The 25,213-nt window shown below is 42.0% G+C and carries 20 protein-coding genes and 1 pseudogene; 6 read left to right on the plus strand and 15 right to left on the minus strand.

Going from position 1 to position 25,213, the window contains the following annotated elements:
• Positions 1-381: 381 nt before the first annotated feature.
• A complete protein-coding gene (locus GQR89_RS13745) occupies positions 382-1,479 on the minus strand; it encodes an IS91 family transposase (protein ID WP_158770566.1) in 1,098 nt (365 codons plus the stop codon).
• Positions 1,476-2,318: a site-specific integrase gene (locus GQR89_RS13750; RefSeq protein ID WP_158770567.1), complete on the minus strand. Its 843-nt coding sequence runs from the start codon at positions 2,316-2,318 to the stop codon at positions 1,476-1,478. The genes GQR89_RS13745 and GQR89_RS13750 overlap by 4 nt, the downstream gene beginning before the upstream one ends.
• Positions 2,319-3,227: 909 nt before the next feature.
• On the opposite strand from GQR89_RS13750, the gene GQR89_RS13755 reads away from it, so the two are divergent.
• On the plus strand, positions 3,228-3,542 hold the full coding sequence (locus GQR89_RS13755) for a DUF1840 domain-containing protein (RefSeq protein WP_158770568.1): 315 nt from the start codon (positions 3,228-3,230) through the stop codon (positions 3,540-3,542).
• A 227-nt stretch (positions 3,543-3,769) separates the two neighbouring features.
• Here the strand turns inward: GQR89_RS13755 and GQR89_RS21560 are convergent.
• Positions 3,770-4,627, minus strand: a pseudogene (locus tag GQR89_RS21560) (NAD(P)-dependent oxidoreductase).
• Positions 4,628-5,134: 507 nt separating this feature from the next.
• Positions 5,135-6,214, minus strand: coding sequence for a metalloprotease (locus tag GQR89_RS13765; protein ID WP_158770569.1), 1,080 nt, complete (start codon positions 6,212-6,214; stop codon positions 5,135-5,137).
• Between the two features lie 199 nt (positions 6,215-6,413).
• On the opposite strand from GQR89_RS13765, the gene GQR89_RS13770 reads away from it, so the two are divergent.
• Positions 6,414-6,848, plus strand: a complete 435-nt coding sequence (locus tag GQR89_RS13770) for a hypothetical protein (protein ID WP_158770570.1) — start codon at positions 6,414-6,416, stop codon at positions 6,846-6,848.
• Positions 6,849-7,250: 402 nt separating this feature from the next.
• On the opposite strand, the gene GQR89_RS13775 is transcribed toward GQR89_RS13770, so the two are convergent.
• From GQR89_RS13775 to GQR89_RS13805, 7 genes are all read right to left on the minus strand, one after another.
• Positions 7,251-8,717 carry a serine protease gene (locus GQR89_RS13775; RefSeq protein WP_158770571.1) on the minus strand — a complete coding sequence of 489 codons (1,467 nt, stop codon included), beginning with the start codon at positions 8,715-8,717 and terminating at the stop codon, positions 7,251-7,253.
• Complete coding sequence (locus GQR89_RS13780; RefSeq protein WP_158770572.1) at positions 8,714-9,949, minus strand: hypothetical protein; 1,236 nt, start codon at positions 9,947-9,949, stop codon at positions 8,714-8,716. The genes GQR89_RS13775 and GQR89_RS13780 overlap by 4 nt, the downstream gene beginning before the upstream one ends.
• Before the next feature lie 30 nt (positions 9,950-9,979).
• Positions 9,980-10,756: a hypothetical protein gene (locus GQR89_RS13785; RefSeq protein WP_158770573.1), complete on the minus strand. Its 777-nt coding sequence runs from the start codon at positions 10,754-10,756 to the stop codon at positions 9,980-9,982.
• 479 nt (positions 10,757-11,235) lie between these two features.
• Positions 11,236-13,890: a TonB-dependent siderophore receptor gene (locus GQR89_RS13790; RefSeq protein ID WP_158770574.1), complete on the minus strand. Its 2,655-nt coding sequence runs from the start codon at positions 13,888-13,890 to the stop codon at positions 11,236-11,238.
• 1,206 nt (positions 13,891-15,096) lie between these two features.
• Positions 15,097-15,603: a DUF2059 domain-containing protein gene (locus tag GQR89_RS13795; protein ID WP_158770575.1), complete on the minus strand. Its 507-nt coding sequence runs from the start codon at positions 15,601-15,603 to the stop codon at positions 15,097-15,099.
• 103 nt (positions 15,604-15,706) lie between these two features.
• Positions 15,707-16,693, minus strand: a complete 987-nt coding sequence (locus GQR89_RS13800) for a DNA topoisomerase IB (protein WP_158770576.1) — start codon at positions 16,691-16,693, stop codon at positions 15,707-15,709.
• A 232-nt stretch (positions 16,694-16,925) separates the two neighbouring features.
• Positions 16,926-18,014 carry an AI-2E family transporter gene (locus tag GQR89_RS13805; RefSeq protein ID WP_158770577.1) on the minus strand — a complete coding sequence of 363 codons (1,089 nt, stop codon included), beginning with the start codon at positions 18,012-18,014 and terminating at the stop codon, positions 16,926-16,928.
• Positions 18,015-18,207: 193 nt separating this feature from the next.
• Here GQR89_RS13805 and folX point away from each other — a divergent pair, with 193 nt between their 5' ends.
• Both folX and GQR89_RS13815 read left to right on the plus strand, forming a co-directional pair.
• Positions 18,208-18,573: a dihydroneopterin triphosphate 2'-epimerase gene (gene folX / locus GQR89_RS13810; RefSeq protein ID WP_158770578.1), complete on the plus strand. Its 366-nt coding sequence runs from the start codon at positions 18,208-18,210 to the stop codon at positions 18,571-18,573.
• Between the two features lie 17 nt (positions 18,574-18,590).
• Complete coding sequence (locus GQR89_RS13815) at positions 18,591-19,484, plus strand: TIGR01777 family oxidoreductase (RefSeq protein ID WP_158770579.1); 894 nt, start codon at positions 18,591-18,593, stop codon at positions 19,482-19,484.
• A 131-nt stretch (positions 19,485-19,615) separates the two neighbouring features.
• Here GQR89_RS13815 and GQR89_RS13820 read toward each other — a convergent pair whose 3' ends face one another.
• Both GQR89_RS13820 and GQR89_RS13825 read right to left on the minus strand, forming a co-directional pair.
• Positions 19,616-22,144 carry an ABC transporter permease gene (locus tag GQR89_RS13820; protein ID WP_158770580.1) on the minus strand — a complete coding sequence of 843 codons (2,529 nt, stop codon included), beginning with the start codon at positions 22,142-22,144 and terminating at the stop codon, positions 19,616-19,618.
• A 3-nt stretch (positions 22,145-22,147) separates the two neighbouring features.
• Positions 22,148-22,888, minus strand: a complete 741-nt coding sequence (locus GQR89_RS13825; protein ID WP_233268973.1) for an ABC transporter ATP-binding protein — start codon at positions 22,886-22,888, stop codon at positions 22,148-22,150.
• A 16-nt stretch (positions 22,889-22,904) separates the two neighbouring features.
• Between GQR89_RS13825 and GQR89_RS13830 the strand changes: the two genes are divergently transcribed.
• Both GQR89_RS13830 and GQR89_RS13835 read left to right on the plus strand, forming a co-directional pair.
• Positions 22,905-23,546: an arylesterase gene (locus GQR89_RS13830; protein WP_158770581.1), complete on the plus strand. Its 642-nt coding sequence runs from the start codon at positions 22,905-22,907 to the stop codon at positions 23,544-23,546.
• Positions 23,547-23,638: 92 nt separating this feature from the next.
• Positions 23,639-23,803, plus strand: coding sequence for a hypothetical protein (locus tag GQR89_RS13835; RefSeq protein WP_158770582.1), 165 nt, complete (start codon positions 23,639-23,641; stop codon positions 23,801-23,803).
• A gap of 128 nt (positions 23,804-23,931) precedes the next feature.
• Here GQR89_RS13835 and dusC read toward each other — a convergent pair whose 3' ends face one another.
• Together dusC and GQR89_RS21565 are read right to left on the minus strand one after the other, a co-directional pair.
• Positions 23,932-24,864 (minus strand): tRNA dihydrouridine(16) synthase DusC, encoded by a 933-nt coding sequence (dusC, locus tag GQR89_RS13840; RefSeq protein ID WP_158770583.1) that lies wholly within the window; start codon positions 24,862-24,864, stop codon positions 23,932-23,934.
• Between the two features lie 85 nt (positions 24,865-24,949).
• Positions 24,950-25,078: a DUF1289 domain-containing protein gene (locus tag GQR89_RS21565; RefSeq protein ID WP_233268974.1), complete on the minus strand. Its 129-nt coding sequence runs from the start codon at positions 25,076-25,078 to the stop codon at positions 24,950-24,952.
• Positions 25,079-25,213: the final 135 nt, after the last annotated feature.

Here is a 25,213-nt window from a genome sequence, read left to right on the forward strand (position 1 = left end):
CGTTGCGATCTTAAAAAACCTGCCTGTCATATTATTTCCTTTAAGTGGCTAACTACTTAGTGATTATACGGCACGTAGTGTGTGACGAATAATCACCTTGTTGGACAAAGCCGAGACTCCGCCCTTAAATTTATTGGTACTTTTTATGCTAATGGAATTTGTATTTGAAAGGAATACATGATGTCGTCTGAAGGGCAAGTTTATTCGCGTACATATCTGCCATCGTGGGCGATATAGTTATGTTAAACACGTTACTGAACAACATATTCCCACCTGTTTATTTTGTTTCCCATGCAATAGGCCAGCCTGCCCCGTGACAGTGATTTACCTGCCATGTTACTGCGTGTTTGTCGGTATGTATTAGACCGTCATACAATAATCTTAACCACTTGATATCCTCTGGACGTTAATAGAAGGCAAGGCGATTGACATCAACATCAGCACACCTGCTTTACAAGCCGGACAGGGCCAACATTTAGCTGGTTGCTTTGTTTCATCATCGGCCTTTTGCTCTGCTAAGTCCGGTAATTGTCGTCGAATGACATCTAATCTTTTACGCCTACAACAATTGGCTAAAAAACCAAAGTGCCTTATTCGCATCAAACCTTTGGGCAGAATATGACTGAGGTAGCGCCGAATGAATTCCTCACCTGTCAGTACCATTTTTTTATGTCGGTTATCATCAGCATAATCTTTATAGCTGAAGGTGACCTTCTCCTCGTCTATACGCTGCAATCGCGACTCATTAAGCATGCCTTTTTTCGTATAACGCCCCAGATAACGAATGACCGTTTTGGGCTGACATAAACAGGGTTTGCTATACACAGACCACGGTTTACTCATCAGCAACTGCGCTTGGGGGATGACCAACTCATATGCCCTTAGTGCCGCCAACATCTTTGCCCTGAATACGGTGGATAACGCCTTCACGGGAAATAAATACGCCTTCTTTACGCCTCGCCAGTGTGTCTTTGCATCCACGGCCCCACCGGGAATAAGACAATGCAGGTGAATATGTTGCGTTAAGGTTTGCCCCCACGTGTGCAGCATCGCTGTCATACCCAGTTGACCCTTGAGTGTTTTGCGCGACATCGCAAACTGACTCAACGTTGCCCACACAGCCTGAAACAGACTTTTGTACAGTTTTTCTGGTGCATACTGACTTATCACATTTAACTCATGGGGCAAGGTGAACACCAGGTGGAAGTATTTACAGGGCAGCACATTCGCCTGTTGCTGCTCAACCCATTGCTCGGTTTGCCTGCCCTGACAACGGGGGCAGTGCCTGTCCCGACAAGAACAATACACCACCTTCTCAAACGAACACGCCCCGCATCGACACTGCTGCATGCCTAGTTGCCCCGTTCGGCAATCTGTAATATGCCGGCATACCTTATCTTGTTGATAACTGAGCGTATGATGTTGTCGATACGCAGGCAGGAATTGCTGCAGCACATCCGCCACATGCAGAGCACTCATGACACACCTTCCCAATCGGCCATTAAGTCTTGGGCACTATTATTCAATTCAGGTAACCAATGCAAATAGGTTTGTGTGGTGCGAATATCCACATGCCCTAACTGCTGTTGCAGTTGATTCAGCGGCATCCCGCTTTCCAATTGGTGGGTCGCATAGGCATGGCGTAGACTGTGAATACTGCACTTCTTACTTAACCCAGCCAGCTTCACTGCTTCACGAAAGGCTTTTTGCACGGACGTAGCGCCCACCTGAAACTCCATGCCCCGGCTGGAATAAAACAACCAATCCGTCGCCCGAAAATGTAACCAATAGCCGCGTAACACATGCAATACAGACTCAGTGAGTACCACATCTCTGTCTTTATTCCCTTTCCCATTGTGAATGCGTAACGTCTTACGTGCCCGGTCAATGTCCTCTACTTTCGCATGCACCAATTCGTTGAGGCGCAGCCCACAACCATAATAAACCTTCAACATGGTGCGGTACTTCTCATGACGACAGTGCGCCACTATCTGTTTTACCTCCACTTTAGATAACAATGTAGGAATACTGCGTGGTCGTTTAGGCCAGACAATATCAATAGAAAACGTGCGCTTAAGCACATATTTGTAGAGGAAATGAATGCCATTCAACTGCAAATGGATGGTGGCACTTGACAATTCACGCTCCAAACTCAGTGAACGAAAGTACTGTTCTAGTTGCTCGTCACTGATAGTGTCGGGGGATTGGTGATAATACTTGGCTAGTTGCGTAACAGCATAAAGATAACTGTCACGAGTGCGCTCTGAATAACCTCTGAGCTTACACTCATCGATCAGCGCTTGACGTAAAGGGGTCATAACTTATCTCCGATTAATTGGGCTCATGCCCACAGATAAGTGTGACTCAAAGGTAAAAAATTACAGGCTCCGCGCAGCGGCTTAGTTCAACAATATTAATAAGACGCAAACGCCCGTGTTTAAACACGGGCGTTCGCCGTATATATTTTTCAACTATTTTAGTCATATAAAGTAAGTTATTACAATATAAAGTGTTTTTCTGATTACCGTGTTTAAACACGGGGGAAATACGGGGGAAATACGGCTATTACACAAGATCTTGCATATATACGGGTGAGAGACTGAAACTGTATAAAAAAACAGTTATTGTGTAATAGAATATAATGAAAACCTACCTTCTTTAACCCACATCTGAAACCTGCGAAGTCGGTATTCTAGGTCATCAAGTTTGCCGTTTTAACTGTTAATCAACCGTGTTTGTTAATTAGTAATGGCCGCATTCATTTGTTGGATTGATAATATCTGCAGTACGCACGATCAGCCCAGACTCCGTGATAGAGCCTGACTCATTATCTATTAATCAATGATCTTTGATACTTCATGGGCGCCATCAACCTCGATACTTAGGTATCTCGGCACTTTCAAACTTGCGGTGACCTAAGAGCAATTGGCAAGCTCTCAGGTTTTTTGTCTTCTTGTAAATCAAAGCAGGTTTGCTTCTTCCCATTGAATGAGTGCTGTACTGAGTATGCTCTAAACCAATACTCGAAACCAATTGTTTAGTATGCGCCCGTATTGCTGAGTCAAAATATGTTCGGATGATTGGACTCTGGGTTTGGACTAATAGTCATTTGAGCTGAGGGTAGACTGATCGATTAAGGTTAGTTAGCTGGTGCAGTCAGTAAAGGGTCTTGTTTAGGTGTACACTCACCTTACAATTATTAAGCAACCCTTAAGAGTTAAATCATTATGTTAGTCATTTTTTCTAATCAGGCAAGCGCCAACATTACTATGTTCGCAGATATAGCAGTACAATTACTGAAAATGATGGGCCATAGCGGTACTGTGCCTAGTGCAATACTTGCAAAAGATGTACCCGCAGCACTGGCGAATCTGGAAGCTGCGCTCGGGGCAGACGAACAACAACCCGAATCAGAAGAACCTACGGACGATATCGAGGAAACGCCTTTTGTCAGCCTTTCTCACCGTGCTTTACCTTTAATCGATTTACTAAAGAACGCAGTCAAAGACGAAAGTAACGTGCAGTGGACGGACAATAATTAGGCCCGTTGCGTAATATTAAAGTAAAAAGATAATGCACATAAGATTTTTACCAGCAAGGGCAAGGCGTTAAGCATTGCTAGATCCGCTCCAACTCGAAACACTTTACAAAGTCCTGACTGCCGGCTTTTTGCTCTTTGGGACCGTTGATTGCGCTAATCAGCTATGCCCACTATAAGCACGGAGCCGCCATATCAAAACTTATTTATAAAAAGTCATTTCACTTACTCTTAGAAAATACTGATAAGCAGTGGCTTTCCATCGAGGTAGTTTTTAATGTTGTTTTGCGCAATTTTCGCTTGCGCGAATAGCGTTTCAAACGTAGCCCCTCCCTGATGCGGAGATAGAATAATGTTGGGCACGTCGGTCCACGTAGAGCTGTTTGTCGGCTCTGGATCAAACACATCAAGCCCAGCGCCAGCTATTTTTTGAGCTTTTAAATATGCAATTAGCGCCTTTTGATCGACAACATTTCCTCTGAACACATTGACGATAACGCCATCACTCCCGAGTTGATCCAATATTTTTTCATTGAACAGATGATATGTTGACTGGTCAGATCGACAGCACACGATAAGACCTCGACATTGTTTTGCTAATTATTCGAGTGAAGAAAAATAAGGATAGGGTATTTCTGGTTTCTGTCTTGGGCCCCACCATTTAATATCGACGCCAAATGCTTCAAGTCGTTTAGCCACCTCCTTACCTATTGAACCTAAGCCAACGATACCAATGGGCATGTTCCGGATGGAATGTCGAACGAAACCACTCTTCGTAACCCATTGATCGGTCATGATGTATTGGTGATTTTGCGGCAAACTCATCAGCAACGAGGTCATCATAGTGACGGCGACATCAGCCACATCACCCGAGTTCAAACCTAGGGCATTGGTAACCGATATTTTTCGAGCTCTGCATTCATCAAGATCGACATTGCTGTATCCTGCTGAAATAGATGCCATCATCTTGAGATTCGGGAGACGGTCGAGCATTTCTTTATCCAGTTTTTCAATGCTAGCGGATAGTAAAACTTCTACAGTAGCACCCGATTCGGAGATCGTTCGATCGATATCATCAAGCGCCTCAATGAATTCCTAGCGCTTTGGTTTATTCGAAAACAAGGTCTACATCTCTGGGTGCATCACTAAGATTTTTGCTGTTTTTTCCACTGAATTCCGTCCTCTATAATGTGTTTAAGGTGAGCCTTAGGCTTATCAATAAGCCGCTTGGCAATGAGTTTGAGTATCGCATCACCGGTATAGAATGATGATTTTTTTAACTTATACTTTATTAAAAGCATGAATCTGATGCTCTTACCCTCTCCACTAGAACTTCGACAGCTGGAATAAAAATCCCTCTAAATATTTAACCTACGTTGGAAATCCTTTTCATCAGCTATTACCGCCATTAGTACATGGTACATTAGCGGCTTTGCGCGTTCAACGATCATGCGTCTTGTTTGTAACGTATGACACGTTAACAGCATAAGCACACATCACAATTCTGCAGATTGCTCCTGTTAAAAACGACATGTTCTGGCTCTACAAATACTGATTTCAACGACGCTTAACGTACAGGTCCAAGAATATTTCTCATTAACTACTCAATATTTTAAGAGGTAATGACAACGCCCCGTTATCTGTTTGACCCACAAGCCAAATAATGGCACTTAGGCCACCCAAAGTGGTGACATACCACAAAATGGAAACAATTTGAGCATAACGGTTAAGGGGCAATAGCTCACTTAAGTGTCGGCGTTTATATTCAAAGAATATTTCCACACTACCTATAGCAAGTAAAAAACCTAACAAGGCCAAACCGAAGTGATAACTAACGTAAACACCTAAAATGGCTCCCAGTGCGCAGGCGATTATTCCTACTCGAGAGTTAATTGAAAATGCGATACTTTTAAGTACATGCCCTCCGTCTAAAGGCAATACAGGTAACATATTAAATAAATTGAGCAACGCATTAAATACCGCTAAACCTGCGAGTATTTCTATATCGGTAAGCCAATACCCCACTAAACAAGCAATAGACAATATCAAGCCAAAAAATGGCCCCATAATTGAAATAACAATATCTTGCCAGCGGGTATTAATTTTGTCGTCGCTGAGCGCTAAACCTCCCACAAAAGGAATAAGGTAAATACCTTTGGTTTTCAAACCAAAGTACTTCATCGCCTTGATATGACCGTATTCATGAAATACCAGACACAAGATCAAAGCAATGGCAAACTCAATAGAAAATAACCAGCTATAAGCGGCTAAACTGCCCGCAGCAAACAACACTTTAATTACCTTGGCGCTTTTTAACAGTTTTAAACCTAAACCCGCCAAACCAATGAAACTAAATTTCATCGGTTGTTTTTCACCTTGGATAACTTGCCTTTGCTCAATGTCTTTTTCAGTGAGCGTATTTTCATGCAACAGCTGCTCATTAACGAAAAGCTGATACTGCAGATCAAAAGGTTGCCATTGCAGAACACCACTGAGCTCTACTTGAATTTCGCCTTGCTCACTTTTTAGAGAAAATTGATGTGAAAAGTTATCATTGTCAGCGCTAGCATTAATTTGCGAAACGCAGTCATCTCCCCAAAAAAGCTGTTGCCACCCAGCCATTGAACCTTCTAACTTAAGTGTTTTACCTAAACACTCTACTTCTAATAAATGCACTATAAAAACTCAACATATAAAATCTAACCCGATTATTGCCATTATTGTGTCAGAGTCGGCAATAATTTTCCTTCTTACTTTATAAGACACAGTGAAAGTCCATCTTAGTCTGGCTGGGCGGGATAAAGCCCACTGGCATAGTCATTGCTCTTCTTCGTGCAAAGTATTCATTATCATTGGATTTAATTAAGGGGATCTTATGCAGATAAATAGTAGTAGCTACATGACGAGTATCTATCAAATGGACAATACTATTAACGATAAATCACCTAACGCCAGCCCTCTATCACGAAGTGAAACCACTACAGACACAGTAACGATTAGTGATGCTGGCTTGAGTGCAGAAAGAAAACTGAAACAAATGGCCAACAAGTATGATCCAACTAATATGTCATATAGCGAATTAACACGTATGTCGTCAGAATTACAATTAAACGGGTTAATAACGTCGCAAGAGGGCTTAGCCATGAGAGCACCTCCAAGTAGAGACTTCGATCCTGATGAAAAATACGACACTGTAGCCTCGGCACGAAAATCCGTCGCATTTGATCAATCCCTTTCTGCGGCGCAAAGCAAAGGTGCGGCACTAAGGGCAAACGTACTTGATATTTTAGAAACCCTACAAGAAAGATGAGCTATACGAGTTGATGCAGGCGCAAGTGCTCTATATACAAACTTACAGAAGCTGTCTTTAACCGAAACCTCACACCTACGTAGTTTGTGCAAGTGTTAACTGATGCTCGAATTGACAATAAGAATGACAGTGGGACCCAACAGACAAATGTCACCAGTGCGTTCCGCCAAGAAATGAGATTGGGTTAATACTCAAATCCGCAGCGCAGAAATATCAATCGCAAATACGGTCAATAAAACAATAAACGCTCTTCTAGCTCGCCTGATGATACTGTTAGCTTTGACCTGAATTATTATTAATGCCCAGCAGAAATGAATAACGTGAAACACAATTGTCCAAAGTTTAAGGTTAACCATTTCATCATGGATGTATTTGCACCGTGTATTTACCATATAGTTCTGATTATGGAATAGCCAAAGTAACGTTATTACAAGCTTGCATGCCGCCTTGGGTGCCAATAACTCGCAGTAAACCGCCTATTTTCTCAATTGAGCTTGACTCATCTACTTGTCCTTCAGCAACAATGCAATTATCTTTAATTGAAAGTGAGACATTGGTCATATTTGACAACCTAAGCATAGTTTGAATTTGCTGTATCATCATAGCGGCAATTTGAGGATTAGCAGGGATATTTGGCGTGTTAGTATAATCGTTAGAATGCTGTTTAGGTATTTGCGGAGATTGTGACATTTGCTTGCCTTCATTTTGATCACGCAATAGCTTTTTAACAATGGCTTCGCCTTCGCTAACTCGTTCTAATTCTGGGTTAGCGTTATTTTTCATATAGGCGTTCGCTTGAGCATAATAACGACCATTGCTATTGAGTTTCACCAAACGCATAAACTCTGTAGTAGGCTCGCCAAATTCATCTATAAAGCTAACGACTCCTTCCATCAACAGCGCTTCATTTTGATTACTCGAGGCTTGCGATACTTTTACAAGTAAATCAGCTTTAATGGTTGATGGAATTAAAACTGATTCATACACAATACGAAACTTACCTCCATCCATTACCCCAGCGCCTGAAGCAACTTGATCGCCTGACTCAAGATATGCTTTAAAGGCATAGTGATGTGGCGCATCATCATACGCAAACGCGCTTGCTTTAATTGGTTTGTCGCCTGGGTATAAATAATGCCAATCTCCCGAAACGTATGATATTGGTACTGAAGAAACCAATGACCATGGATAGTGCCATTCCTCGACTTTATTTTTAATGGCACTAATTTTTAAAACTGTTGCGGTACTCGCTGACAGCTTTGCACTACTCGTAGCCGCATTCGATATAAACATTCCCAAAATACCATTTTCTCCGACTAAGGGAGCTCCTGAAGTTCCGACATCAACATTCAAGCCTTCTACAAATAGTTGGGTTTCACTTGAGTTTGTAATAATACCTTGTGGTGAGCTTGGCACATCCCATTGATTAGCCGCGCCAATATAGCTAACACGAGTTGACTGTGTTGGTTCGCCAAAATCAGCGACTGCGAATTTTAGAAGTAGATTATCAGGTAGAGGCATCTCGAGAATAGCTAAGTCCATCGTACTATCGCTCTGAGGGAGTAAAGTAACTGTCCCTATAATTTCTTTTTTCTCTAAATAAAGTGTGACTGTTGGTGATCTGTCAATAGCCCCCCTCTTCTTACCTCGCACTACATGATTAGCAGTCACAATATAAACTTTATTGTCGTGAACACCCACTACCCAACCAAATCCGTTATTAGTTTTATTGTTTTCCCATTTAGCCCTAATGGCAACAACGTTATGACGTAACGACCTCGCGTCTTCGAATACTCCGCTACTTAGAGTATGCGTAGAGACACTGGATAACATACAAATGACGAAGAGAACCAATATGTTTCTTTTCATTTTTTAATACCTATTGTGGTGATTATTATGCCAATAACAGTAATAATTCCTGCGAACAAAGCCCCTATTTCACGGGCGCTTGGTAATGCTAGAAGCCAGTTCAGCATACTAGGGGTTTGTTGATTATTAAATTCAGGTGTACCAAGTAAAAGAGACGTAATTTCACCAAAAAACTTAACCTTTATTGGCAAAGAAGGGGCGCTTAAAATACTAAATCTATTGCTATCACTTACTAAACCAACACATTCACCTTTGTTGATGCTGATGGGCGCTGCATCACTACTAAGTTGAAAGCGACCTATATCAATTGCACACCTTAAGGTTTGTATAGGTGAAGGGCTAAGTTGAAAATCAGAAAATGATAGATTCTTTAAACCGATGCCAGTTATATCTAATTCGTCATTTAAAGGTAAGGTAATACGCAGCAATTCCGCTCTACCGCCTGTAAGTGAAACAAGTCTGGGAATTTGGCAGTTTTTTAAGTTAGCAGGGCATCTTCTAGCACGATAGGTTTGTTGACTGCTTTTAGTCGGGCCTATCAATAAATCTCCATACAATTTTACCGTTAATTTCGTTTCAGCTTTACTATCAAGCTGGTCTGTATCGGTAGAAATATCTATTTTCAATACTTGCTCAGAGACATTTTTCGTAAGCCAAATTTTACTCCCCCTGGGAATAAAGAGTGACGTTAAACCTCCACCATTTTGAGATAATAGAAGTGTATAATTAGCGTCAATCTTAAGATCAATTTGTGGGTGGTTGCCAGAATGTAATTCTCTAAAGTTCTCAACTGCAATCGCTCGATGCTTACTTAACAAGGCATTTCCGCTCCAATTTAAATCCTCAGAGAGAGTGAAATTGACACTTTGGGTGCTGATATCTAAATAACCAGGTGTAGAAAGCGATAATGAATTTGACGGGATAACAGCCAAAAAAACTAAAATACTTAACAAAGCGGATGCCATTATACTGAACTTCATTAAGTAGGAATGTCTGTGCCATTCCATGACTTTCTGTAATTGTTCTATAACAAGTAATTTTTCTTTAACCCTTTCGTATCGGCCCGAAGCCAACGCTTTTACAACTTCAATTTTTAAGGATTTTTCACGCGCAACAATGCTCGCTATTTGGTGACTGAATTTTACTGCTTGTGATTGAGGTTTTGGTTTTAGTTCTGGTTCTGGTTCTGGTTCTGGTTCTTCAACATCAGAGTTGTGCGTTTCGTTGTTCAAATTGCTTATCCTTTAGCTAATTAGATACGACTATTCCGTTGGTGCAGCAACTGATAATATTTGTGTTAACCACTCATCGCTGCCTACGGATTTTGCATCTAATTGAATTTGGTAAATGCCATTGGTAAATTCAAGTAACTCAAAATTAAATCGAATCGGATGACCAGCGGCATGAAACTCTTCTATTAAATGCTCTTCCCCGTATATGTTTTGTGAAAACACTCGCCATACAAGGTACTCAATATTCACCCCCGCTCGCACCGCGACTTGCACAGTCTCAGGTTTGATAGAAAATAGTTTTTCACGTTCTAATTGGATGCTTAACGGCGTATAAAGAATATCGGTATTTCTATTTGTCCAACCAAACATACCTATTTCAGCATGAGTCAATGGTATTTTAGAAATAACTTGATTAAGCGGCCATGTAAGTGATGAATTGTCCGCCATGGTTGCATCCATTCGATAATACATTCGTGGTTTGAGTGACAACGCGGTTATACTTGCGCCTGAGGGGAAAAGCTCAGAGGAGAGCTTAGGAACAAACACATTCAAAACGTCGTTTACAGAAAATGTGGGGAAAGGAGAATATAATAGTGAGACAAGTTCGAAGTCAGCTGAAATTTTCGATTCATAAAGCCCCTCGCAAAATTGCCCTCGACTTTGGTATCCAAGTTCACCTTCAATCGACTTAATGTTAACGCTAATGTTGCAATTTCGAGCGAATAATGGAGAAGAAAGGATAAGACAGAATAATGTAGCAAGTGCGAATATATGCGAAGCAACACCACGTTCTATAAACTTAACCATACGCCATCCTTGTGGAAGTAAGTGTTTAAAATTGAGTATTAAAAAAAATATGTGCTAACTACGGTTTACAAATCCGAAGTTGATTGAATTGTATTTTTTATCTCATCTTTATACCACTTGACAAATTCCCACTATAAGCAATTAACTTAGACTCAAGGGATGGAAGGCTACTTGTCTATAAAGTTAAAAAAAGAATAGCTATAACTACCCTATATTGCAACTTACTAACTTTGATCGATTAAAGCTTTTTTAAAACAAGATAATAACCTTCAGCCGATCAATACATCCCCCCCTGCTCGTCACGCTATTACACATAAAATACCCATAAAAAAATCCGGTAAAGGTCATTTACCGGATTGTGATTTACTTCGTTTACCCACTTTACATGCAATGCCCACTAGTATGTCGTTAAACGATTTAGGCTTTAACGATCTTCGTTAAGCCTAAATCGCGTGTTATGGACTTGGCAAAGAATGAGCTTAGAAACGCGCCGTTACTTTTGCATGGTAATAACGTCCCATCACATCGTATACCTCAGGGACGGTATTCGCGTTATTCCATGAATAGATGTATGGAGGCGTTTTATCAAACAAATTATCCACGCCGGCAGATATTGACCAAGTGTCATTGACGAAATACTGCGCCGCTAGATCGTGATACGTCACCGAACTGACATCTTGCACTAGATCATAAGATGCATAATAGTCGTCGGTCATACTGCCGATATAACGCGCCTTCCAGCTTAGGGTCCAGTCGTCTTGGCCCATTTTAATGCCTAGGTTAGATTTCCATTTGGCGAACCCGCCATTAGTGCCGTCAATTTTCCCCGTGTATTCGACTTCATCTTCGGTATATTCAAGAAGACGAGTTGCATCCAGATCTACTGACCAATCAAAGCCCATCGCTTCAAAAACGTAAGCCATGTTCATATCAACGCCGCGGGTTTCAATTGTGCCAACATTGGTCAAAGGAGATTCCATGTAGTCAATGTTACCTGTTACTTCATCACGGGTGATATTTAACACATCACAATAGCTTGATTCGCCTGCATAACACTGATCCAGATAAGTCTGTGTCGAAATACGCGAAATCGCGTTGCTGACTTCAATATTAAAGTAATCCACAGTGAGCGATAAACCTTCAATATCGTGTGGGTTATACACTACCCCAACCGTCACCGTATCCGCTTGCTCAGGCGTTAAATTCGCCACAGTCGTATAGGTATTTTCAATTTGTCCATCAGTATATTGGTAACTTGTATTGCCAATTTCTGACTGACAAGTTTGATACAGGCTTGAACTTGAATCGCTGCCACCGTAACCAGAACAGGGATCGGTTAAGTAATCGTATGAACCCACATCACCGCCATATAACTCATCAACGGTTGGCGCACGAAAGGCCGTTGACGCTACGCCTCGAATCATCAAGTCATCATTTACGTGCCAGCTTAATCCCATCTTCCACGTGGTATCTGAATCAAACGTACTATAATCAAACCAACGTACAGCCGCGTCAATCGATAACGTTTTAACCAAAGGTAAATCAGCTAACAAAGGAATAGCAAACTCAGCGTAAAATTGCGTAGTATCAAAGCTACCAGAGGTGGCTTCTTGCGCAGAGGCACTGCCATCACCCGCTACAGTTACTGCATCAGGTTGATACCACCCTTTTTCACGACGATATTCTGCACCTGCGGCAAACCCAACAAAACCAGCGGGAAGCTCAAATAAATCTCCCGTTAGATTAAGATTAACGATATTGAATTCATTGCCACCGGTTGCTTGGTCGGTATATGAGATGTAATCAATTGTATCAGCCGACAACTCCCCTTCCCCAACAAACCAATCTTGACATGGAATGCCCACATCATTACAAACTGACGAGTCCATCGTATTATAAAGTTTGGTTAGGTTAATATAGTTAGACGAGCGGTCAGTGGCATCGTTACGACCATAGGAATATGACACGTCCCATTCATAGCCAGAGCCCACATCCCATAAGCCTTGAGCCCCGACAACCGTGCGAAGCGTGTCAGTAACTTGATCGAACACACGATCACCCACTTCCGTCATACGACGACGCATGGATGTTGCCACGCCAAAAGGATTACCCGTTGCATCCGCCGTTAGTGTAGCGCTAATAGGCGATGGTGCCATTTGCTGCGTAGAGGTGCGCTTGGTATATAAGGTTTCTAGGTAAACTTGGGTATCTTGATTCACATCATAATTGGCGTTTGCGAATAAGCCGATACGCTTTTGTGGCGTGTAAAGGTATGAACTATCTGCGTAATTATAGGCGTCGTAACCTTCAGTCCAATTTTTATCACTGTCCAGCGTTCCCCAACCATCTCCAGAATTATAATTACCACCTGGTATATATGAGCTGCCTGATTGGCAAGCACCAATAGAATCAAAATCATTATCAGGGCAAGCAGAGAAACTGCGATCACCTTGCATGGCTTTTCCGCGGTTAACATAACTTAATCCCAGAACGAAGTGACCTTTTTCGCCACCGCCACCGGTAACCAAACTAATATCGCCAGTATTCGCATCACCTTTTGCAGAACCCGCGTATCCCATTGACAACTCAAGACCATCGAAATTAGTTTTGGTAATGATGTTCACTACCCCTGCTATCGCATCTGAACCGTATACCGCAGATGCACCATCTTTAAGCACTTCAACCCGCTCAATGGTAGCCAACGGGATAGTGTTTAAATCAACTGACGAGTCAGCCCCAGTACCCGAGTTGACCATGCGACGACCGTTCACTAATACAAGCGTACGGTTGCTACCTAAACCACGTAGGTTAATGCGCGCTGCACCGGCTCCACCATTATTGGTCGCGGCGCCAGTCGCCATACCGCTAGATGCGGTACTCTGTTGCAGTACCTGCTCTATAGACGTAAAGCCACCGAGTTTAATATCTTCAGCGCTAATAATAGAGATGGGACTTGCTGACTCCAGATCAGTACGCTTGATACGCGACCCCGTCACTTGGATTTTTTCAACTAAATTTGCGTCACCACCTTCATTTACCTGAGCAGCAACAAAGCTACTGGGTAGAATCATAGCTGCGCCACCGACCATAAATGAAAGTTTAATCGCCTTTGCTAATGTATTATTTTTGAACATATAAATTCCCCGCATTCATACCATTTGAAATAAATAAGCTGAATGTCATTTAATTATTATTTTGCTGTATGAGCCGTGCGTCGACATGTGATTATGGGACTCATCCCAAGTGGCGAATTAAGCACCTAGCCAAGTCGAGAATCAATTCAAAGTGGTTAAAAAATATCCACTTAAACGGAAATTTACGCTTCGCTGACTGAACCTTTACAGACCTTGACGATAAATTGCATATTTATGCACATTTGAAGAATCGAGAATCGCCAAGGTGATTGGTATAAGGTGAGTTCAATAGCGTATTTTTTTGGTTTTTATCTTCATAATAGAAGATTAGAAGACGATCTATTTACTTTTTAGAGGGGTGATGATGGTTAATAACTATGCACAACAGTAGCTGCCATATAGCGAAAAATAGCTATACATTGATGATGGAAGGCCATATTATCTGGTAAATCACGTCGTTTATGGGGCATTGGGAAGGGTTGATTGGCAATACTAAGAATAGGCATTTGCAAAATACCAATAGGAATACATCTATGCTTATATTTCGTTTTCAGCACAATATTTAATTTATGAGATCTTAGTCAATTCAATGTGCTCTGCTGAATATATTAAGCTTATTTAACAAGATAAATATGTGAAAAAAGAATTTAAATGCACAGTTTATGCACATTGTTTACTAATAACTTACACTCAAACACTAATAATTAGTCACAAAATTAGTAATAATACCCTTCGACAGCGTAGTGAACTGTTATGTGCCTCCCTGGTGCTAATAGCTGCTAGTTTTAAGTAACTAGCAGCTTATCTTATTTTCCGTTTAACTTTGTATCATATCAATATACCTCTACATTAAATACATACCCAATAATAAACTCATTCATTTCTTGAATGGGAGATACCCAGCATGATGTTACAACATTCAGTGTTAATTCCATCAATACTGTTGCGCCTGCGAACTGGGTCACAAAGGCATCTTTAAGAGATGTTATGTTCCTCTTATGGTTTTTTGTCATGTGTAGGTCAGCATGTGCTTTATAAGACGTAATCACAGAATGTTTGAAAAGGCGTATAGTCTAGGTATGAAGCGCTTAAAGGGGCTTTCGAGCAACTAAAGAGCATCTGGGGTGAGGTATTTATTTTTATCAAATTAATAAGCCACTGGTATCATAGCGGCTTATTTTCCAATCCCTGTATATAGAAGCGAGTTTACTGGGCGTCTTCCTGCTCTCTAGCTTGTTGAATTTCACCTTGCAATTCTTCCGCTATGGCTTGCACTTTCGGCATCACGCCTTGCATCATTTGCTGGCCAACTAACATAGAATCTTGCATCACCAGGGGCATTTTCTGCGTCATGCTGCGGCCAACGTCAGATTGATAGAATGCAATCAATCCATTAATTTCTTTTTGGTTAAAATGCTTTAAATACACATTGATCATGGGATCTTTAAACTGCTGCCAAGTCATTTGTTCTTTAAATAAGATATCTAGTTTTCCCATATACTTCTGAAATGCGGGTCTTTCCTGTTCAGAAATGTTCATTTGAGTCGCCATGTTATTGAACATGTTACTGACTTGCTCTTGCATGGCCTGCATCATTTTCGATACGTCAGTTAACACCATCAGCTGTTCAACTGACTCCCGAGATGCTTTATTCTCAGCGTGCGCGCCGAAGGTCAAACATGTCAAGGTGAAGAGGAAAATTCGTATTTTCATTATTAGTCCTTTAAGTGTAGTTAGGGCCTGAGCCATTCTTTTTAGGTGTTGTTTTAAGTTGCTATAGTAGCCAAATTGTCATCATGATAAAAATACATATTATTCATTCGCTTGCGATCAAATATTCTAGTAATTTCAAGGTCGCTTTTTCGTCTGGGCTGAAATATTTAGAACGGGTACGTTTTAGTTGTTGACGAAAATAAGCCAAGGTTCGACCGCTTTCGTACTGCATAATCACGTGTGGATGAATATAGTTTGAACGACAAACGGCAGGGGTATTACCCAGTTGACTGGCGACCTTTTTGACCGCAGCAAGCACATTACTTTGATTCAGTTTTTTATCCTCAACAGGGCCTAATTCATCTAGTGCTACGGCCATTAACACTGTGCCCGCCCAAGTTCTAAAGTCTTTAGCGCTAAAATCTTCCCCCATAACTTCAGCAATATATTGATTCAGGTCTTGTGCCGTTAAATTTTTGCGCTCTCCGTCAGGCAAGGTGATATCAAATAATTCATAACCGGTCATCGTTTCTAATTGGGCCAGCACATCTCTAACGTGTTTATCTGTCACTTCCCTGTGCTGTTGCTGATGACTTTTACCAACATAATCAAACTCCACATGTTTACGTTCGAAGTTCATATGTTTTGCCCGCAGCGTGGTTAAGCCGTAGGTCTGATTGTCTCGGGTGTAGGAAGCGCTGCCGGGACGAAAAAAGGCGTCATCTAACATACGTGTCATACATGCGAGAACTGCGTTCTCGTCAATCGGTCGCTGAGTGATATGCTGCCCGGTTGCCCGGCGCATGGTTGACAACTGTTTGGCAAAACGCAAAATACGTTCGAATTTCTGTTTACTCGCCTGTTCGGTCCAATTCTGATTGTAAATATATTGCTTACGATTTTTCTCGTCACGGCCAAAGGCCAATACTTTAGCGCTGCGGTCCAATTCGATTTGTACGTCTTGCCAAGCAGGTGGAATAGCTAAACTGTCTACCCAACGCTTAATGCCTTTACTTTTGACCGTACGACCAGACGGATATTTATAAGTAAACGTTTTGCCAAAGGGTTTGCGAACGATATAGCGGACCATTTTATCTCCTATTGAGTGGTCATAAATCAATTACTACACAGATTAGCGCTGTGTGGTTCAGTTTTTTGTGGCACTTGATAAGGGCTAAATAGACATATTTATAGCCGTAATGCTAAAAATTAATGTTAAACATACAGAATTGGTGAGATCGTTTCATATTATGAAGGCTACGCACCAAACAAGTCCGACGGTAGCCTATACATGAAGTACGCGTAATAAGGGAAGTTACTTATTATTGAGCGCCTTTATTTTCTTGAGTTTGGTCTTTTTCATCTTGATGCTCTAACTCCTTAAGCTCAGGGCCATCACTGGCCAGTAATTGAGCAATCCAGCGAGTATCTTGTCCTGATTCAAAAGCAATTTTAACGATCATCGTTAACGGAACAGACAGCAACATACCCACAGTACCCAGTAGCCAGCCCCAAAAAATCAACGACAAAAAGACCACTAAAGTCGATAACCCTAGGCCTCGCCCCATATAGCGTGGTTCGACAATGTTGCCCATCACGGTGTTAGTCACAATAAACCCAAGTGCAGTCAACCCCGCGACGCCTGGCCCAAGTTGCACTAACGCCAGTAATACCGCCGGTACTGCGGCAATAATCGAACCGATATTAGGAATATAGTTAAGTAAGAAAGCTAACGTAGCCCATAGTAAATAATGATCTACTCCGAGGAAATACAACCATAACCCAATAATAAGGCCGGTGCCTAAACTGACAAGTGTCTTGATTGCCAAATAGTTTTTAACTGACATCAGAAATTTATCGATTTGACGCATTTTCATGTTTGGATCGTCTAACGCGATATGGATCTTGCGCGGAAATGACTCCGCTTCAAATAACATAAAAACCACAATAAGTAGGATAAGCAAAAAGTTAGTTAATACCCCGCCTAAGCTAGTCAATAAGCTGGTGGCCATGTTCATGGCTGCACCTGGGTCTAAATAAGACAGCAACTGATCTTTGTTGATTTGAATATTAAAGTCGTTCAAGCGCCCTATTGCCCATGCAAACTGATCAACGAGTTGCTCGCGATACTTTGGTAAATTATCACTGAAATCGTTCATTGATTGACCAACCAAACCCGCCAGCATAAATCCGAAAACCACCATTAGCAGTATCACTAATATCACCGATACTGCTCTGGGAATTCTATATTGGTTAGCCCAGTTGATAATGGGACTACATGACATCGCAATGAAAATGGATAACAAGAACGGTACTACGATGGCACTGGCTGCCTTAATACCTGCGAGTACAATTACCAAAGACGCTAATATTATTAAAATTTTCAGCGAAGGAGAGTATTTCATTTGCATAGATTGGGTCATTATTAAAGTGAGCTGGGAAACTATCAGATAATAAGCTTATTTTATAGCCTTAAGCCACGTTTTTAGTATTATGGAGCATATTGGCGACATCTCGTTTATTATCCGTGTACAAAACGGTTAAAAGATATTAACGTACTGATTTTAGGTTATTTTTACGTCCTAGAACAAGGGTGATAATAATATGAAGTTAAATCCAGCGACGATCCGGATAAAAAATCTACGTTTACGTACCTATATTGGTATTAATCAAGATGAAATAAATAATAAGCAAGATGTGATCGTGAATGTGAAAATAGAATATAAGGCGGACCAAGCGACTGGGTCTGATAATATGGACGATGCGCTTAATTATAAGGTTATCACCAAACGAATTATTCATTTGGTCGAAGATAATAGATTTGCACTATTAGAAAAATTGACCGCAGATGTATTGGCTATCGCAGCTGAACATCCGCGGGTAATTTATGCTGAAGCTGAAGTCGATAAACCCCATGCTCTAAGGTTTTCTGATTCAGTTTCCCTTTGTCTTTCGTGCTTTAAAACGTAACACAACAAGGATTTTATATGCGTATTTTGATTACTGGAGGTACAGGATTAATTGGTTCGAACCTTATCCCAAAGTTAAAACCAAACGACATTACAGTGATCACCCGCAACGTATCTCAGGCCGAGTTGCTATTGGGTCACAAAGTGACTTTAATTTCATCACTAGATGATTTTGAAAATCTTGATGATTTTCATGTAGTAATCAATTTAGCTGGCGAGCCAATTGCTGATAAGCGCTGGTCACCTGAACAAAAAGAGCGCATTGAGCAAAGTCGCTGGGGGATGACCGAAAAGTTAGTCTCGTTAATCAAAGCGAGTAGCCGCCCACCCTCTTTATTTATCAGTGGTTCGGCCATTGGTTATTATGGCCGTCAAGACGATCAAATTATTGATGAAGAGTTTGACAGCCCTTACGATGAATTCAGTCATCAGTTGTGTGAGCGCTGGGAAAGTTTAGCTAAAGAAGCTGAGTCGCAGCACACTCGAGTTTGTATAGTGCGCACCGGTATCGTGATTACCCGTCGCGGTGGAGCATTGATGAAAATGGTGCCGCCGTTTAAATTTGGCTTAGGTGGGCCTATGGGCACAGGTCGTCAATATATGTCATGGATACATTTAGAAGACATGATAGATGGGCTGATTCATTTAATTGAGCACACAGAATGTCGCGGAGTGTTTAATTTCACAGCACCTACGCCGGTAACCAATGCAGAGTTTAGTCAAACGCTTGCATCGGTGTTACATCGCCCGTGCTTTTTGCCCATGCCAGCATTTGTCTTACGCACAATCATGGGTGATGCCGCAGATTTACTTTTACATGGTCAGCGCGTGGTCCCTAAGCGTTTGCAAGAAAGTGGTTATCAATTTCATTACCCTGAATTAGCACATGCTCTTGAGTGCTTGCGTTTATAGACATATTGACCCTCATTAAGATAAATCGAATAACAAATTCATTTTATTAATTCGAGCGTTCATACAAAAAAGCCGATAATTCACTTACGAGTTATCGGCTTTTTTATTTTACCCAATGCTTGAAATTGAATTTACACCATTTGGCGTAATAAATGACTGGTGTTTAAACGCAACAAGCGCCAACAACCAACCATACCTAAAGCCCCTACTACAATTGCCCCAGCAACAGGCGCAATAAACCAATACTCCCAGTGTAAAGAAGCGTCCATATCAAACACTTGGCTTTGTAAGAAAAATAAACTGACTTCATTAGCGAACGCAGCCATTAAACCTGCAACTAAACCAATAATAACAAATTCAAACAATACACTCGCGCGTATCAACCGCCCTTTAGCCCCCAATGTCCGCAGTATGGCCAGTTCCTGCTGTCGTTCATCCATACTTGCCTGCACTTGCGCAATAAGCACTAATGCACCTGCGGCTAATACCAGTACTAAGATAAACTCTACCGCCAAAGACACTTGTTTGACGATCCCTCGAAGTTGTTCAATTCTGGCATCGACGTCAAATAACGTCACACTGGCAAATGGCTTCATAAGTTCTGTAATATCTGATTTACGAGACTTATCTAAGTAAAAGCTAGACAAATATGTCGGCAAATAATCCTTCATTGCTTGAGGCTGAATAACAAAAAAGAAGTTTGGTTGCATAGTTTGCCAGTCAACTTCACGCAGGCTTGATACCTCTGTATTTATCACTTCACTACCCACATTAAAGGTGAGTTTATCCCCAAGCTTAATATTTAACCGTTGTGCAATGCGCGCTTCAACAGACACGCCATATAAACCACTGGCCAACGGCTCACTCGTATCAAACCACTGACCTGCGACGATTGTATTTTCATGCTGTAAGGTATCGCTCCAAGTTAAATTGGCTTCGCGCCCTAATCCCTCACGGCCCTGACGTTCGCCAGCTTCAGCATCTTCTTTGCTCACAGCCGTCGAAACTTTTTCGTCATTAATGGCTACAAAACGACCTCGTACAACAGGATAAAAATTTTCAATATCAACATTTTCCTGAGTAAAATGCGTTTTTAAATCAGGCAACTGCTGCTGAGTAATATTCACCAGAAAGTAATTTGGTGTGCCCTTAGGAAGTTGGTCTTGCCACTGAGCAATCATGTCATTTCGCATAACTAAGACGATCAAGAGCAGCATAATCGTTACCGCAAAACTAATGAGCTGAATGGCGTTGTCCATGGCCCGGCGTCTAATACGAGCCCAAGCTAACTGCCATGCGCCCATTTTACCTTTACCGAGCTTGCGCCCCAACCAGATCAAACCAAATGTCACAAGCAACAGACTAATAACCAATAGAATGCCTGAGCCAAATAAAATAGCACTTAAGCCCAAATTACCACTATATGCCCACATTAGACTGAATATTGCGCCCCCTGAGGCTAAAAACTGAATAAAGCGCGAACTAAGCGATGCCCCCAAATCGCGACGTAATACTCGCAAGGGTGAAACTGAAAAAAGCTTAAGCAAAGGATAAAGCGAGAACAGTACTGCGCATATGGCACCGGTAAATACAGCAATAATCAGTGGTCGCCAGAACCACACGTCCAATGATACTTCAACGCTGCCTGCCAGAGCCCAGACCACAACCTGCTGAAGTATAAAGCCCAATAAAGTGCCTATCACTATGCCTAACAACGTAATAAACGTTATTTGCAATAGGTAGACTTGCTGCACCATCGCTTTGCTCGCGCCTAACGTTTTCATGATGGCAACGGGATCATAGTGTCGCTGGCTATAGCGCTGAGCGGCAACAGCAATGGATACTGCAGCCAAAACAATCGCCAGCAAGCTTGCCAATAAAAAATACTGCTCAGCTTTGGCTATGGAACGCCCGATAGCAGAATCATCATCACTGACCGATATCCAACTCTGTAATTCTTTATCTAATTTTGGCATCAACCAATCGTAATACGCATTTAAGTCAGCTTCGCTACCGGTAAAAAAATAGCTAAAAGAAGCCCTACTACCCGGGCCGATAATATTTGTTGCTGCTAAATCCTGCTCACCGATCAGCACTTTAGGATCGCCACCAAAAACGCTAAAACCAGCATCCGGTACATCAGATAGCACTTTAGTGACAGTAAATTTCTTATCACCTACTTCAATATCTTGGCCAAGTGTTAGGTCTAAGTTTTGAAAAAGACGAGATTCTATCCATGCGTGACCAGGCTTAGGTAATGACTTGATAGCTTGACCTGGCGCAAAAGGTTGCTCGGCAACTCTTACTGTACCTTTCAACGGGTAACCCGGCGCTGCAGCGCGTAAGTCAACTAGCATCATATTATCGCCAGAAAACGCCATCGAGCGGGTATACACCTGATTAGCCGTATCCAAGTTAAATTCTTGTGCTTTTTCTATCCAGCTCTGATCCACTGGTTGACGAGACTTAAGGACGCGATCCGCCGCAATAAACTCGGCACTTTTAGCGGTTAACGCTGATTGAAGACGTTCACTGAAAAGTGATAAAGACAGCACTGAGGCCACTGACAATATTATGGCGAGTAAAATAATAGTTAACTCGCCGCGCTTAGCCTCATGCTTGAACAATCGCCAAGCAAGATTAAAGGTTTGCTTAGTCATGCATTACCCTACCTGATTTTGTGCAGTCTGCGCCGTTTCAGGCACATCTGACTCATCAGAATTTACCGCATTATTAGCTGGCGTTATTTCACTCAACTCGCCAGCATTCATTAACAATTGACGCTCACAATGTTTTGCCAGTTCACCGTCATGAGTAACCAAAACTAACGTAGTATGCGAATCGCGATTTAGATCAAACAATAATTGCTCTATTTTATCGCTGTTGGCGGCATCCAAATTGCCGGTAGGCTCATCAGCAAAAAGTATTTTAGGCCTGGTAATAAAGGCGCGAGCAATGGCTACCCGTTGCTGTTCACCACCGGACAACTGATTAGGATAATGATCGCCTCTATGTCCAAGGCCCACCTTATCGAGAATATCTTGCCCACGTTGTTTTGCGTCAGCTAATCCGGCAATTTCAGCTGGCAAAATAATATTCTCTAATGCGGTGAGACTTTGCACCAACATAAAGCTTTGAAAGATAAAGCCGACTTTTTCACCGCGTAACTGAGCACGCTGTTCTTCATCCATGTTATGCAAGCCCTGTCCATCTAAATAAATTTCTCCGCTGCTGACCTCATCAAGGCCCGCTAAAAGGCTTAGTAAAGTCGATTTACCGGAGCCTGACGCACCCACGATGGCAATCGACTCACCCGCCTTGACTTCGAAACTAATTGGCTTGAGGATCGAAAGCTCACCTTGAGACGTAGTAACAGTTTTCGTAATCACGGACGTTTTAATCATATTTGTAGGAGCCATGGTGTTTAATTTGATAAGTAATTCACTGCGCAAGCGCGCGAAAGTTATGTTGTTTCTTTTACCAATTTTACTGGTTTCAGATCAACTTTGGGCTAAATCGAGTAAATTGTTAATCCTAGGTGATAGCCTAAGTGCTGGTTATGGTTTGACGCAAGCGCAAAGCTGGGTAAGTTTGTTACAAGATGCGTGGCAAAAAAGCGACATAAGTGTTGTAAATGCTGCGATAAGTGGCGAAACAACAGACGGAGCACTAGCAAGGTTGCCACGCTTGTTAGACCAACATACTCCTAGTCATGTATTTGTCGAACTCGGCGGCAACGACGGGTTACAGGGTCATCCGGTCGCTAAGATGCGTAGTAATCTAGCAAAAATAATTGAACTCAGTCAATCGTCAGGGGCAACGGTTATCTTACAAGAAATGCAGATACCTACAAACTATGGGCGCCGCTATACTGAGCTTTTCACTGGCGCTTACGCCGCAGTAGCAAAAGATCATAACGTGGTGTTGCTACCATTTTTCCTCGCAGATATCGCCCTAAACAGTGACTTAATGCAAGCTGACGGTATTCACCCAAATGCCAAAGCACAGCCCATTATCGCTGAATCAATGGCACAAACGTTAAAACCACTTGTGGCGCCATAATACCCGTTGCTTGTTTTTAACATAATTGGCGCACTGACAGGCTTAGCTAACCAAGACTAAGCTCAAATAAGAGTTTCCTTAGGAGCGTCATTATGGGCGTCAATTCAACAAGTGCGAATGCTGTTCAAACCACTCAACTATCACCAAGGCAGGAGGTTGAACGCAGACCACCACCAGCACAAGAAACTCAATCGAGTGAATTTTGTAACCCAGCAGCGTTCACCCAAGTGTTTGAAGCGCCTCAAACAACAGATTAAAACCAGCGGGTGGGTTCAATTGCAGACGTTAGGATTTAACGCTTTATCGAAAGGTAAAAGAGAAAAAACCAGAGTGATAACACCACTTGCAACACCCTCTTATTTTTACATTGGCCCATGAAAAACGTCTAGTGCCGCTGCTGTAAAACGCGCACTATTTCATGAGAGTCGCTCAATCTGCGTACTTGCATAAATAAGCTTTCAGCTTCTGGATATTGACGGCTTAAATAGCCTAACCATTGCTTAAGACGATTAGGAAAATATTTTCCCTTATCACCAAATATTTCATATCCAGAGTAATCTAATAGTAGTTGATTTACCTCTGACCAAGGCATGATTTCTTGCTCGCCACGCACAACCCGCGCTAAATTAGGTACTGCGAGAATGCCCCGCCCAAGCATAATATTCTGACAGTTAGATTGCTGCTGGCAGTTAATCGCATCATCAAAAGACCATATTTCACCATTAGCGATAATCGGGATATTCACTTTCTGTTTGATATCTGCGATCCAGGACCAATAAGCGGGAGGTTTATATCCTTCCACTTTGGTACGTGCGTGTATCACTAGCAAATCTGCACCCGCAGCTTCAATAGCCGCTGCATTTTCGAATGCTAAACTTTTATCATCAAAACCCAAGCGCATCTTTGCCGTCACTTTATGTTCGCTTGGCACGGCTTGGCGTACCGCACTAACAATATCGTATAAAGTTTGCGGCTCGCGCAACAAAATGGCCCCCCCTTTACTCTTATTCACGGTCTTGGCTGGACAGCCAAAGTTTAAATCTACCCCGTGAGAACCCAGTTCAACTGCTCGTTGAGCATTTTCGGCCAACGGTTGAGGATGCTGCCCAAGTAACTGCACTCGCACTGGAGTACCATTTGGGGTAAAACCATCGTTATGTAACTCGGGGCAAAAACGATAAAATACTTTCTTAGGGAGTAAGCATTCCACGACTCGCACAAATTCAGTGACACATAGGTCGAAGCCACCGACCCTACTCAACATGTCTCGCATGAGGTGATCAACCACCCCTTCCATCGGCGCTAAAATTACTTGCAACTTGTTTACTCTGTAAATAAAACCAATAAAAAACATAAGACTATCAGTAGCCTTACGTAAAACGAAAAGTCGAAATATGAAAATTCTATCGTGTTAGATTTAGCGGCTTATTTTTCTCAAGGTCAGACTTTTCAGCCCTTAATGAACAACGATTAAGAATTTCTGCTCGCCGTTCAGTGGACGCATCCCCCCAGCCAACTATTTCGTCCAACATTCGATAACACCCCACGCACATATCTTGCCGATCTAAGCAACAATTTCGCACGCATGGCGACGTTATTTCTTTACTTTCCACATGTTTCCTTAAGGCGAAACTTTAAATTTAATTGTACCACAGCGTTGATCAGCT

It is taken from the genome of Paraglaciecola sp. L1A13, from assembly GCF_009796745.1.
Lineage (GTDB): Bacteria > Pseudomonadota > Gammaproteobacteria > Enterobacterales > Alteromonadaceae > Paraglaciecola.

Bases quoted from the DNA above. Each gene is read 5' to 3' on its own strand.
- GQR89_RS13745 (WP_158770566.1), bottom strand. From the start codon at position 1,479: ATGAGTGCTCTGCATGTGGCGGATGTGCTGCAGCAATTCCTGCCTGCG.
- GQR89_RS13750 (WP_158770567.1), bottom strand. From the start codon at position 2,318: ATGACCCCTTTACGTCAAGCGCTGATCGATGAGTGTAAGCTCAGAGGT.
- GQR89_RS13755 (WP_158770568.1), top strand. From the start codon at position 3,228: ATGTTAGTCATTTTTTCTAATCAGGCAAGCGCCAACATTACTATGTTC.
- GQR89_RS13770 (WP_158770570.1), top strand. From the start codon at position 6,414: ATGCAGATAAATAGTAGTAGCTACATGACGAGTATCTATCAAATGGAC.
- GQR89_RS13775 (WP_158770571.1), bottom strand. From the start codon at position 8,717: ATGAAAAGAAACATATTGGTTCTCTTCGTCATTTGTATGTTATCCAGT.
- GQR89_RS13785 (WP_158770573.1), bottom strand. From the start codon at position 10,756: ATGGTTAAGTTTATAGAACGTGGTGTTGCTTCGCATATATTCGCACTT.
- GQR89_RS13790 (WP_158770574.1), bottom strand. From the start codon at position 13,890: ATGTTCAAAAATAATACATTAGCAAAGGCGATTAAACTTTCATTTATG.
- GQR89_RS13795 (WP_158770575.1), bottom strand. From the start codon at position 15,603: ATGAAAATACGAATTTTCCTCTTCACCTTGACATGTTTGACCTTCGGC.
- GQR89_RS13800 (WP_158770576.1), bottom strand. From the start codon at position 16,693: ATGGTCCGCTATATCGTTCGCAAACCCTTTGGCAAAACGTTTACTTAT.
- GQR89_RS13805 (WP_158770577.1), bottom strand. From the start codon at position 18,014: ATGCAAATGAAATACTCTCCTTCGCTGAAAATTTTAATAATATTAGCG.
- folX (WP_158770578.1), top strand. From the start codon at position 18,208: ATGAAGTTAAATCCAGCGACGATCCGGATAAAAAATCTACGTTTACGT.
- GQR89_RS13815 (WP_158770579.1), top strand. From the start codon at position 18,591: ATGCGTATTTTGATTACTGGAGGTACAGGATTAATTGGTTCGAACCTT.
- GQR89_RS13820 (WP_158770580.1), bottom strand. From the start codon at position 22,144: ATGACTAAGCAAACCTTTAATCTTGCTTGGCGATTGTTCAAGCATGAG.
- GQR89_RS13825 (WP_233268973.1), bottom strand. From the start codon at position 22,888: ATGATTAAAACGTCCGTGATTACGAAAACTGTTACTACGTCTCAAGGT.
- GQR89_RS13835 (WP_158770582.1), top strand. From the start codon at position 23,639: ATGGGCGTCAATTCAACAAGTGCGAATGCTGTTCAAACCACTCAACTA.
- GQR89_RS21565 (WP_233268974.1), bottom strand. From the start codon at position 25,078: ATGTTGGACGAAATAGTTGGCTGGGGGGATGCGTCCACTGAACGGCGA.